Below are 12,667 nucleotides of genomic sequence, written 5' to 3' on the forward strand. Positions count from 1 at the left end.
TAATTCAGAGTATCTTACTCAGAAAGTCCTGCAACCTCGGGCTCTTCGGATGCAGGAAGAGCTCTTCCGGTTTTCCATCTTCCGTGACACCACCGTCACTGAAGAAAAGCACCCTGTGTGCTACTTCCCTTGCGAAGGCCATCTCGTGGGTAACCACGATCATCGTCATTCCCGAGGCAGCCAACTGGCGCATCAGTTCCAGGACCTCACCCACCATTTCCGGATCCAGGGCTGAAGTAGGTTCATCAAACAGCATCACATCAGGTTCCATGATCAGGGAGCGGATGATGGCTATGCGTTGTTTCTGTCCTCCTGACAGGACGTCAGGATAGGTATCAGCCTTATCTTCCAGCCCGATACGCTTGAGGAGCAGGTCTGTTTTCTCAGACGCCTCTTCTTTTCCCATCTTCCCCAGGACTATGGGAGCCAGCATGATATTACGGCGAATGGTCATATTCGGAAACAGATTAAACTGTTGGAAGACCATTCCTATACGTTCCCTCATACGGTCTGTATTGATCTCAGGAGAGGTAATGTCTGTACCTTCGAAGAGAATCCTCCCGCCTGTCGGACGTTCCAGAAGATTGAGCGAACGCAGGAACGTGGATTTTCCACAACCCGATGGACCGATGATAGCGATCACCTCCCCCTTTCGGATCGTCAGGTCAATGTCATGCAACACCTCGTGATCACCGAATGATTTCTTCAGGTGCTCGATTCTTATCAGAACTTTATCTTTCATTTTTTCTCATGTTCTTTTCCAGTCTGTTCACGCCTGCCGACAAGGCCATGACGATGACCAGATAGATGAGTGCTACCACGCCAAGGGGCATGAGTGCATCATAAGTAATGGACCGGATAATATCAGATCCTTTCGTAAGGTCTACCAGTCCTATATAACCGCTGATGGAAGTTTCCTTCAACAGGGTGATAAGTTCGTTGCCCATGGCAGGGAGCACATTCTTGAAAGCCTGTGGAAGAAGGATGTATCTCATCGTCTGTGTGTAGGAAAGTCCCAGACTGCGGCCCGCTTCCATCTGTCCTCTGTCCACGGACATGATTCCCGAGCGCACCACTTCTGCAAGATAGGCTGCAGAGTTGAGACCGAAAGCGATGATAGCTACAAAGACCTTACTCACGTTAGCGGAAGCAAAGACTACATAATAGATAATAAGCAGTTGGACCATCGTCGGCGTACCTCTGATCACGGTGAGATAGAGTCGGCAAAGGGCATTGAGGATTCCCAGTCCGCCGTTCCGGTCATGTGAAGTTCGTACGATGGCGATCAGGCTGCCCAGGACCAGGGAGAGGATCATGGCAAAAAAGGTGATGACCAGCGTATTTCCAAGACCTTGCAGAAGATAGATATAACGGTGCTCAGTAATAAAGTTAGCCTTGAACTTGTCCGAAAGACTCTGTTTATGTGCAGCCAGGTTACCATCTCTTACGATGATGACCTGCCGGCAACGAGTATAGGGTATAGTGAACAGCACATTTCTTGCCCGGTCCTTTGTGACCGTGAGAGCTGATGCCCCCACATCTGCCTTTCCGGTCTGTACGCTGGTGATTACGGCTTCGAAGTCCATATCCTCCACATCAAGTTTCATCCCCAGATCGTCGGCTATAGCCTGCATGACATCAATATCGATGCCACAGATACGCCCATTGTCATAATATTCATAAGGGGGAAAGGTGGCATTGGTAGCCACGACAAGAGTTCCGTTCCGGCGTCCGATCGCTTTTTTCTGCCAGGCCACAGAGAGATGGTCATGAAGGTGTCTGTCGATAATGGTATCAAGGGCACCGGAATTTTGAAGTCTCCGCAAAGCCTCATTGATTTGCGTCGCCAGTTTGACATTGTTCCGAGCTACGCAGAAGGCATATTCCTCAGTGGAAAATTCTCCGGGAAGAATTTTCAGATTACTGTTTTCCGCCACAAAGGCCTTAGCCGGTTCTTCGTCATCTATCACGCAGTCGATCTTCCCCTCTCCGAGCGCCTGGATGGCATCGGCCGTCTTGGTATACCGTTCTATGCGTGTTCCTGCCTTGTCATTTTCAAAAGCAGAAGCCTTCAGGTCGCCAGTCGTCCCCAGTTGTACGCCGATGGTACTTCCGGGAAGGTCACGGGGAGAATTGACGGTATGCCTTTTCTGGCCGCCTCGTGTCAGAATCACGATAATGACAAGGATAATAACCAGTAGAGGAATACCTATTTGTAAGATTTTCTTTTTCATCCTGAATGCCTGTTTAAAAAGACAGTCTTCCCCATTCTCCGTGAGTTGTGGCTTGTCTGTATGTATGTGTCGAAACTCTCGTCCTTCGATTTGATCGTTCTTGTTCTATTACTCAAATGATTATTTTTTACGGCTTCATCAGGAGAAACCCATGATGATTTATTATTTGCAAAAGTATGAAAATTTCCGCGGTCTTTCTTCCTTTTCAAAATAAAGGAGTTATGACTTTTACTTTTTTAACATCTATATCCCATCGGTATGGCTTGCCTTGAATATCCCTGGTCCGAAAGGATAGGGGGATGAGTTTTAAGATATGGTTTACTCTTTGCGTTTCCGGGGCCCGGCGTCATGGGAAACAGGTGGAGAAAAGCATAAATTAACAGTAAATATTTGCGCGTGTTTTTCTTTGTTTGTATATTTGCGAACAACAAAACGGTTCTTGCTGAAAACAACTGCCGTTTAAGTTTCTCCTGCATGGGCACCGGGCCAGAATGCAGGAGTAATTTATTATTAACACTACTGTTATGAAAAATAGGAAACAGAAATTAGCCCTATCGTTTGTGATCATGATGGGTGTGGTCAGCATGTTTTCGGATATGACCCATGAGGGTGCCCGGAGTATTTACGGTGCCTATCTGGCGCTTGCCGGAGCTTCTGCCGCCACCATCGGATTTGTCATGGGGCTGGGAGAGTTGATAGGCTATGCCCTTCGTCTGGTCACCGGTTACTTTGCCGACAAGAAGCACAATTATTGGATCATGACCATTGTAGGTTATTCCATCAATATGGCTGCCGTCCCGTTGATCGCCCTGTTCTCCAAGGATGGATGGAAATGGGCCTGCCTGCTGATTATCCTGGAAAGACTCGGAAAAGCAATACGGCAACCCTCCAAGAATACATTGGTATCATTTGCCTCTTCTCAAGTAGGACAAGGTAAGGCCTTTGCCCTCCAGGAGTTTATGGATCAGATAGGTGCTTTCTGTGGCCCTCTGCTCTTGTTTGTCGTCCTTCTCTTAAGAAAAGACAGTAGTGATTTATTTTCTGCTTACAGGATCTGCTTTGCGATATTAATCATACCGGCATTTTTCACTTTGTTCTTTCTTTTGAGAGCGAAGCGTAAATTTGCCCATCCCGAGAATTTTGAGACCAGTGTCGACAGACCCCGGATAGGGTCTTTAAACTCACATTTCATCTTATATCTCGTGGCTACCAGTTTGTTAGCTTTCGGATTCATTGATTTCCCTATGATTACGATGCATGTATCAAGACTTTCCATCATCCCCTCCTCTTTTCTCCCGCTGCTCTATGCAGGAGCCATGCTGGTAGATGCCATAGCTGCACTTGTTTTTGGCTGGATGTATGATAAATATGGGATAAAGGTTCTGATCCTCTCTGACTTTCTATCGGCCTTTTTCGCACTGTTCATCTTTACTTCCCACTCCATTAGTTATATTATTATCGGAATTGCGCTCTGGGGAATCGGGATGGGTGCTCAGGAATCTATCCTGAAATCGGCGGTCACGGCCTTAGTTCAAAAGGAGAACCGCTCCACAGGATTCGGTGTCTTCGGAGTATCCTTTGGGGTCTGCTGGTTCATCGGGAGTTGGGTTCTGGGGATACTCTATGACACTTCCATTCCTGCAATGGTTACGGTCTCCGTCATCTCACAGTTGGCTTCCATTCCTTTCCTCATGGCTCTTGCAAAGTCACATAAGACAATGGATAATGTAAATTCTTCCCTGTAAATTTGCACAGATCAACTTTTGTTCATATTTTTACGAATTTAAATTCGAGGGAAGCAGGATTAAGGGAAATATATCCTTGTGTTCCCTTCATTTATAGGCATCTTTTAATATACAGATTATGACAAGCAAGAAAAAAGCAGCTTTAACCTCAATCATCGCAGCCGTATTCCTGACTACTATGAAGTTTATTGTCGGCATTCTCACTTCCAGTATGGGAATTATCTCAGAAGCACTCCACTCCCTTCTGGACCTGTTAGCTGCCGTGATTACTTTTGTCTCCGTAAGCATATCAGACAAACCAGCAGATAAGGAACATCAGTATGGTCATGGAAAGATAGAAAATCTTTCAGCTTTCTTCGAATCCATACTGCTTGTCATCACCTGCGTATGGATTATTTATGAGGCGATCAGCCGTTTGATCTCAGGTAATACGGCTATACGCGTAACCGTATGGAGCTATCTTGTCGTCCTGACCGCCATGGCCGTGGACATCGGTCGTTCCCGGATGCTCTTCAAGGTTGCAAAGCGCGATAACAGTCAGGCTCTTGAGGCAGATGCCATACATTTTTCCACTGACATTCTCAGTTCCGGAGTAGTCCTGCTGGGACTGATATGTGCCAACTTCGGTTACCATAAGGCCGATGCCATTTCTGCATTAGGGGTGGCCGTCATCGTCTTGGGAATCTCTTACCGCCTGGGCAAGAGGGCTATTGACGTATTGCTTGACAAGGTGCCAGACGGACTGACCGAGAAGGTTGAGTCCAGACTAAAATCCAATAAGGATATTGTGTGTTATCATGATTTGAAAATACGTGTTGCAGGACCTGATACGTTTGTTGAGGTAAATGTGCATATTCATCCCCATACAGATCTCGAGACAGCACATTGTATATGCAGTAGAATAGAAAAGGATATAGCATCTTTGATTCCGAGATGTACCACCGTTGTGCATGCTGAGCCTGATGAATGAATGGCTCTTTTCGTCATAATTTGTCATCATATTTGATCTCCTGACTTTTCTTTTTGCCAAGTCCGAAATTATAGGTTAACCCGATATAGACAATTCTCGGGTTGCGACGTTTCTCTACTTTTTGTCTGAGATCATCGGTGTTAAGTGTATATGATTTGTGGAAGGTGTTGAAAAGATCAGATATAGAGGCAATGATGGAGAGTCCCGTTTTGGGGTATTCATAGCGTATTCCCATATTGAAAATATAGTTTCCGTTGAGATGACCTTGTGGAATGAGCTGCGGTGAATTGTATCGGGTATTGAACTGGATGGTGAGATGGTTCAGGGGGGTGATGTCCGCATTCATCAGACTGCTCCAGGCCCACGTGGAACGTTTACTGCCATAGCCGAGTTTGGATGCATTGATCTGTTGATAGAATCCATTTCCATTGATGTTGAGCGACAACCAGTGTAAGGGCTGCCAACTCCAGATAACTTCCAGTCCGGCATCCTGACTGTTCTGCATATTTTCCTTTGTTGTGATAAGGGTATCCTTATTCATGTATGAAATATTCGTTATCGGATTTAGAGTGTAACGATAATAAAGAGTTGTCGTAAGAGTACTATTCACATCATTGTGCCACATCCATCCTGTTTCCAAGGAGTGGATTTTTTCGGGTTTCAGATGCGGATTCCCGGTTTGCATGCTTAGTGGATTGATATGCTCTGCGTATGGATCCATATCTTCTCCGACTGGACGGTTGACACGCAGGCTATAGTTGAGTTGAAGTTCCTGATGCTCGGTGAGTTGCCAGGAGCTGTGGAAGGTAGGATACAACGAGAATTCATTTTTTCGGATAAAAGAATCAGTTTTTGCCAGCAGGCTTCTCTGATGGTCATATTCGCCACGTATTCCGGCTGTCATATTCCATTTTCCTGATTGGATATCTATGGTTGTATAGAAGGAATGAACAGTCCGCCAATATGTAAAATCACTGGAATTGGATGCATCGGGAATATAGTTGCTGCCGTTCCAATCTCCTACATGATAGTCCTGTTCTGTTTTCAGATGTTCCAGCTCGTATCCGCTTGATAACTTACCTCCTTGCCAGGGATTGAATTGCCAGTAGAGTTTTGCAGTATGGAGGTAATTGCCATTCCAGACCTTTTCGTTGTTTTTTGAATATACGGTTTCCCGAAGAGTACGTGAAGTCTGATAGTAGTTCATCTCATTTTCCGTCTGCGATGAGTAAGCATAATTTATCCCCCATTGATTATCATTCCCATATTTGTGTGCGTAAGCGGCGTTACCTTCGTACATGTTCTCTCGTGCATCTGCATTACGCCGTCGGGAATAGTTTTCGGTTTCTACTCCTGAAAGGTTTTGGGTATTTGATTCTACATCTTCTGTACGTAAGAAACGCCGATATTCGTAATTGCCGGAAAAGTTGATTGCATCTTCAGGGGTTACTTTTAAACTTCCGCCGAGGTTGAAAGTATGTGATTTTGGGTGTCCGGTACCGATTGTGTTCTGACTGACCTGTCCGTCTTTACTATCGCGGTTATCCGTTGTGGTACGGTCATAACGGTCCTGACGGAAGGCATATCCTCCTAAAATGCTCCATTTATCCGTCCCCAAACTTAGGTTTGTACCGGCATTAAAGCGGCCTTTGTTGCCGATATTGGAATACAGACTTCCATTCAACCCCTTTCGGGCATTCTTCTTTAAGATTATGTTGATAATGCCACTTGTTCCATCAGGTCTATAGGCTGCTGACGGATTGGTAATCACTTCAATACGTTCAATATTGCTTGCCGATAGTTGCTGTAAGGCATCACCTTTCGATTTACCATTAAAAAGAGTAGAAAGGCGTCCATTGACAAGAATAGTTACATTTTGATTCCCTCGTACACTGATGTTTCCATCGATATCCATGTCTACAGAAGGTATATGCTGGAGCAGTTCGCCTATGGATTCTGATGTTGACATGATGTCTTGATTTACATTATATACCTTCTTGTCAAGCCGTTGGATGAGTGCCCTTTGTCGTCCTTTTACGATCACCTCTCCTAAGGAAGTGGCTGTGCTGTTGTTTAAGGAAACGATACCGCAGTCTGTATTCCCTTTGACAATGAGACTGTGATTGATATCACCATATCCTATGTAACTGTAAGTTATCTGATAGTTGCCGTCGGCAATACCATTCATCTTAAATGTTCCCAAGGAATCCGTTATGGTTCCTGACACAAGTTTGCCATTTCCGTTACGTAAGGCTATGGTAACATATTCGATAGGCTTGTGATTGGATTTCTCTATCACCTTCCCTATTACTTTCCATCCTGACATATTTGCCAATGCTGCTATAGATACCAGACAGCAACTGATGAAACACATCCATCTCTTCATCTTTTTCGTTTTAAAAATTTAAGTGCAAAAGTACAAGTTGACTTTGTATATTTTCTGATGAAGTTATTACAGGCTGGATTCAAGCCAGTTAATAAGTTTTAATTGTTTTGTATGAATTCTGTATTCCGCGATTCGTATAGAGAGGTATATTATTCCTTATACAATCGTAATCATTAAAAGAGATTGAACTTTATAAGAAAAAATCCAATTTGTTTGGTGAATTGTGGAAAACCTATTATCTTCGCCAAAACAAAAACGTTTGGTTCTATGCAGATTCTCCTTTCTTGTGCCAAGACTATGCGGGACGCCACTACGATGCAGTCGCCTTTCACTACCCTGCCCCGTTTCAGGGATGAGGCCGGACGATTTGCGTTGGAACTCAGCCAGTGGACGGCCGACAGGTTTGTGGATGTCTTGCAGTGCAGTCCATCTATAGCTTCGGAGACAAAATTGCGCTATCTTCGTTTTTTTGATGAAGGACATGAACTGCCTGCCGTTTTTTCTTATTTCGGTCAGGTCTTCAAATATCTCAAAGCACCGAGTTGGAAAACAGAAGATTTCCGTTTCGCACAATCTCATTTATGGATAACATCTTTTCTGTACGGCTTGCTCCGTCCCATGGATATGATTCATCCTTATCGCCTTGAAGGAAAGGTCTCGCTCGAAGCTTCAGAAGAGAAAACGCTATTTGATTTCTGGAGGAGCCGTCTTACTGATCTGCTTTTGAAAAGTGTCAAAGCTGACGATAGCATTCTCCTGTATCTTGCTTCTGAAGAAATGAAACTTTTGTTTGACTGGAAGCGGGTCAGAAGTGAACTGCACATTATACAACCTCATTTTTTCATTATGAAAGACGGGAGACCTAAGACCATCGTTATATATACCAAGACCTGTCGTGGAGCTATGGCTCATTATGTGATCTGTAACCGGATTCATAACTCTGAAGACCTTAAAGCATTTGAACATGAAGGTTTTGCCTATACGGACCAGTATGGGGATAACGATCATCCTAATTTTTGCATTTAATAAATTTATCAGCATTATGAAAATTCATCATGACAAAGAAAATCAGAGAGCATGGGTAGAAAAAGACGGTTTCATCGCTGAGATCCAGTATGAATGTGCTGATGGGATACTGAACATATTTCACACCTACGTTCCAGAAGAACTAGGAGGACAAGGAATAGCAGCAAAGCTCGTCGAATACATCTGTCAATATGCCCAAGAGCAAGACCTCCATGTGGCAGCCACCTGTTCGTATGCCAGGATATGGCTGAAGAGACATCATCTAGAATGAAAATACAGAAAATGAAAAGATCATCATTTACTGTAAAACGCTCTATTCCCTATGCTTTTCCTATACTCATTATTCGGTATGAACCGCATCAGTAAACCAGAATAAAATGGTTATTTTAAGGTATTTTGTAAAATAGAAAATAGTTATATCTTTGCAGGCGCAATTTTAAGTGTAACTAAATTATATCTATTTTTATGAATATCAGGATAATTTTAACCTCCCTACTATTCGGTTCTGCCCTTTCCATCTGGGGAAGTGGAAGATATGTAGATGAGGAAGCAGACAGTACGATCAAGACTCCAGTCCAGAAACTCAATGAAGTTGTCGTACAGGGATATCAACCCCGTTATACTTCAGCGAAAATTTCAGAAAGTCTCCGGCTCGATCAACCACTGATAGAAATTCCTCAGAACATTCAGGTGGTCAGCAAAGATTTGATGAACGATATGCAGATTTATACAGCAGAAGACGGCATACAAAGGACCGTCAGCGGAGTCAGCAAACTGGAGCATTGGAGTGACTATGTACGGGTGAATATGCGTGGGTCACGTGCTGCAGCTTTTCGTGAAGGAATGAATGTTACAAGTAACTGGGGGCCAATGACAGAGGACATGAGTTATGTGGACCATATCGAATTTGTCAAAGGGCCGGCAGGATTCATGATGTCCAACGGAGAACCCAGCGGTCTCTATAATGTAGTAACAAAGAAACCAACAGGACAGACCCGCGGACAGGTCGGTCTGACCTTTGGAAGTTATGACTTCTACAGAGGGACACTCGATTTAGACGGAAAGCTCAACAAATCAGGAAAACTGCTCTATCGCCTGAACCTTATGGGAATGTCTTCAAATTCACAAAGACAATATGAATTCACCAAGCGTTACAGCATCGCGCCAGTATTGCGCTATATCATAGATGACAAATCCGTGCTCACATTTGAGTATGACCTGCAGTATATGCAGACCTCCAATATAGGTTCCTATTATGTCTTCTCACCTACAGGATATGCCACTTTACCACGTAACTACTCCCTGTTGGAACCAGGATTAGAACCCACGACTTCCTATGACCATGTAGCCATTCTGAACTTCCAGCATGACTTCAATGCCAACTGGAAGTTGACAGCTCAGGCTGCATATTTCAATTATCACCGCACGGGGAGTTCACTTTGGCCTGCTTCACTGTCAGAAAACGGGGACCTGATACGGAACATCTCTAATGCAGATGTCCTAAATGAAATGAAATTCGGGCAACTTTATCTGAATGGTAAGGAACATACCGGAAAGATCTCACATACAATTCTAGCAGGATTTGATACCGGGAACAAACATGCCTGGTATGACTGGAGCCAGACTTTCCAACTGGACAGCGTGGGCACCTATAATATATTCAAGGAGAACACCAAAGGTTCACCCTATTATGGCTATCCCCATTTCGACCGTTCCAAAAGTCTGAAGGAAAGGGCGAACAATACGCAAATATCACAATCCTATACAGGACTTTATCTACAGGATGTATTAGGTCTTTTCCAGGACAAACTCCGCCTGACCCTTGCAGGACGATTTACTTATGTAAAAGACGCTTCTTACGGAACGACAAAAACAGAAGTCAACCATTTTACCCCCCGCTTCGGACTGAGTTATTCACTAAATGCCACGACATCCTTATACGCCCTTTATGACCAGACCTTTTCTCCACAGATGGGACTACTTCGCAATGGAAAGAAGGTGAAACCAATCACGGGGAATAACTGGGAAGTAGGAGTAAAGCGCTATTGGTGGAACAATCATTTGCAGACCACCCTGTCCCTGTACCGTATCCTCGATAATAATGAGACCTCCAGTGACCCACAGAACACCTCTTCAGAAAGCTATCTGATCCAAATCGGGCAGTCCGTTTCCAAGGGTGTAGAATTCGACTTAAACGGTGAGATCTTACCAGGGTTGAACGTTATGGCCAATTACGCATTCACCGACTACAAAGTCACAAAGTCTGAAGATCCAAGCAGTCCCGTGGGTACCCGTATGCCAGGATATGCCAAGCGTGAATTCAACTTTTGGGTAAGGTATCAGGCGCAAAGAGGTTGGCTTAAAGGCGTGAGCGCATCTTTAGGCGAAACCTCGCTGTTGGACCGCAGTACCTGGTCATGGGGCAAAACTTCTGACAACGTAGAGTCCCTGCCCAATTACATCCGTGTAGACGGAGCCTTGGGCTGGAAGAACGACAAGATCAGTTTGATGCTTAATGTCAACAACCTGTTGAACCGTTACCTATACAGTGGTTCCTATTATAACAATTATTATTACTGGCAGTCAGAACCACCGCGTAATTTCCGGTTGAGCATGACTTATAATTTTTAAAGAAAATGAAAACAAGAACTCTGACAAAGAAACTCCATCTCTGGCTGGGATTACTCTCAGGTATAGTCATCTTCATTATGGCTGTTACCGGATGCTTTTTAGTTTTTGCAAATGATATAGAATCAGCCGGTACCCCTGCCCTATACGTCAGAAAGGGGCAGGTTCTACTTGATCCAGGAACCTTGAAGGCACAAGTAGAACGCCAGATACGCATTCAGCCCACGGATTCACAGAGTACAGTTACAGGTATAACCTATGGCTCTAAAGGAAAGCCGGCTACCGCCACTTGTATTTTACAGGGAGGAAAATACACAGAATTGACCATTGATCCCTATACCGGTAAAATCATGCATTACCCTTTCGGCAAGGATTTTTTCAATTTTATCTTTAAAGGGCATCGTAGTCTCTGGCTACCACCCGCCATCGGAGGTCCAGTCATCGGTTGGAGTATTGTAATCTTTGTTTTTGAACTCCTGTCAGGGATTATCCTCTGGTTACCAAGAAAATGGAATAAGCACAGTGTCCGTTCACGTATGCTCATACAATGGCGTACATCGGTAAGCAGCCGTCTCTACAGTCTACATAATACCCTGGGCGGATACGTGTTGATCTTTGCCTTTCTGATCGCCTTTACCGGTCTCACATGGAGTTTTTCTTCTCTTTCCAAAGTATACTATTCGGCCCTTACAGGAAGAACTTATCAAGAATGGACCTCTCCACTTTCTGACACGACAGCCGTGGACACTATAAATCATGCAGACATTCGGCTATGGAAAAAAATCCGCCACATTTATCCAGTAGGTCAACAAGGAACACTGCAATTCAATTTTCCAAAGGACCATGCAGGTGCCTACACCATCTGTTACAATCCAGTTCCAGGCCGGCATTATACCAATGAGTACCGGTTTTATGACCAGTATACCCTGAAGGAACTTTCTGGTGGAGGAAATTTCGGTATCAGAAATTCCAGTCTGACAACCGGGGACAAAATATTCAGGATGTCGTATGACATTCATTCAGGAAGCATAGCCGGATTACCAGGAAACATTCTGGCCTTTCTAGTGAGTCTGATCATAGCCTCGTTGCCAGTTACCGGTTTTCTGATGTGGTGGAGAAGACGAAAAGTCCATAAGAAATCAAAACAGAAACCTAAAAGTTGACTTTTGATACAGTTTGCAACTGAGTTGCAAAAAAAACATATTACCTTTGTGACCTGAATGGAAAAAAAGGTCTCGATAGGATTTATTACTTTTGCCATCATGATGATGATGGCTTTTTCTGTCATTCCCCACCATCATCATTCGATGAGAATGTGTTTCATGACAGAAAGGTGTGATCTAGACGGTCAGGTCAATGATTGTCATACCAGTCATTATGGATCACTTGACCATCATACAGATTGTAAGTTTTTTGTCCGAAAATCCATCGGACAAAAATCCCTGTACGAGACAATTACATCCAATACCGGAAAACTATTCCTGCTGCTTTTTGCTTCTTTACTTGGATATCTTCAACATTATCTAAAATCATTTTTCCGTAAAACAGAACATGACCGCTTTTCTGTTTTATTATATACCTGTTTGCTGATACGTTGCAGTGGACGAAGAGGTCCCCCAGTCTGTTAATACCAACAAAAACTTTTTAATTCCAATCCTACTGTTTTTCTGATAAAAAA

General features: G+C 44.0%; 10 protein-coding genes. 7 read left to right on the forward strand and 3 right to left on the reverse strand.

Annotated features, from left to right (window positions below; genetic code table 11):
* Nucleotides 1-4: 4 nt before the first annotated feature.
* Both NG821_RS03430 and NG821_RS03435 read right to left on the reverse strand, forming a co-directional pair.
* Nucleotides 5-742 carry an amino acid ABC transporter ATP-binding protein gene (locus tag NG821_RS03430; RefSeq protein ID WP_287759028.1) on the reverse strand — a complete coding sequence of 246 codons (738 nt, stop codon included), beginning with the start codon at nt 740-742 and terminating at the stop codon, nt 5-7.
* Complete coding sequence (locus NG821_RS03435; protein WP_252760268.1) at nt 732-2,234, reverse strand: ABC transporter permease subunit; 1,503 nt, start codon at nt 2,232-2,234, stop codon at nt 732-734. Before NG821_RS03435 ends, NG821_RS03430 begins: the two co-directional genes overlap by 11 nt.
* 524 nt (nt 2,235-2,758) lie before the next feature.
* Here NG821_RS03435 and NG821_RS03440 point away from each other — a divergent pair.
* Complete coding sequence (locus NG821_RS03440) at nt 2,759-3,979, forward strand: MFS transporter (RefSeq protein WP_252760269.1); 1,221 nt, start codon at nt 2,759-2,761, stop codon at nt 3,977-3,979.
* Nucleotides 3,980-4,097: 118 nt separating this feature from the next.
* On the forward strand, nt 4,098-4,949 hold the full coding sequence (locus NG821_RS03445) for a cation diffusion facilitator family transporter (RefSeq protein ID WP_252760270.1): 852 nt from the start codon (nt 4,098-4,100) through the stop codon (nt 4,947-4,949).
* Nucleotides 4,950-4,962: 13 nt separating this feature from the next.
* Here the strand turns inward: NG821_RS03445 and NG821_RS03450 are convergent, their stop codons facing one another.
* Nucleotides 4,963-7,335, reverse strand: a complete 2,373-nt coding sequence (locus NG821_RS03450; RefSeq protein ID WP_252760271.1) for a TonB-dependent receptor domain-containing protein — start codon at nt 7,333-7,335, stop codon at nt 4,963-4,965.
* A gap of 267 nt (nt 7,336-7,602) precedes the next feature.
* Here NG821_RS03450 and NG821_RS03455 point away from each other — a divergent pair, with 267 nt between their 5' ends.
* The 5 genes from NG821_RS03455 to NG821_RS12675 all read left to right on the forward strand — a co-directional run bounded on the left by NG821_RS03455 (nt 7,603) and on the right by NG821_RS12675 (nt 12,617).
* Entirely contained in the window at nt 7,603-8,361 is a 759-nt protein-coding gene (locus tag NG821_RS03455) for a YaaA family protein (RefSeq protein WP_252760272.1), read from the forward strand.
* A 16-nt stretch (nt 8,362-8,377) separates the two neighbouring features.
* A complete protein-coding gene (locus NG821_RS03460) occupies nt 8,378-8,632 on the forward strand; it encodes a GNAT family N-acetyltransferase (RefSeq protein WP_252760273.1) in 255 nt (84 codons plus the stop codon).
* A 194-nt stretch (nt 8,633-8,826) separates the two neighbouring features.
* Nucleotides 8,827-10,992 carry a TonB-dependent siderophore receptor gene (locus NG821_RS03465; RefSeq protein WP_252760274.1) on the forward strand — a complete coding sequence of 722 codons (2,166 nt, stop codon included), beginning with the start codon at nt 8,827-8,829 and terminating at the stop codon, nt 10,990-10,992.
* 5 nt (nt 10,993-10,997) lie between these two features.
* Complete coding sequence (locus NG821_RS03470; RefSeq protein ID WP_252760275.1) at nt 10,998-12,152, forward strand: PepSY-associated TM helix domain-containing protein; 1,155 nt, start codon at nt 10,998-11,000, stop codon at nt 12,150-12,152.
* 99 nt (nt 12,153-12,251) lie between these two features.
* Nucleotides 12,252-12,617 (forward strand): DUF6769 family protein, encoded by a 366-nt coding sequence (locus NG821_RS12675; RefSeq protein ID WP_394802052.1) that lies wholly within the window; start codon nt 12,252-12,254, stop codon nt 12,615-12,617.
* Nucleotides 12,618-12,667: the final 50 nt, after the last annotated feature.

Origin of the sequence: Segatella cerevisiae (genome assembly GCF_024054555.1) — a bacterium.
In the GTDB taxonomy this organism is placed as follows: domain Bacteria; phylum Bacteroidota; class Bacteroidia; order Bacteroidales; family Bacteroidaceae; genus Prevotella; species Prevotella cerevisiae.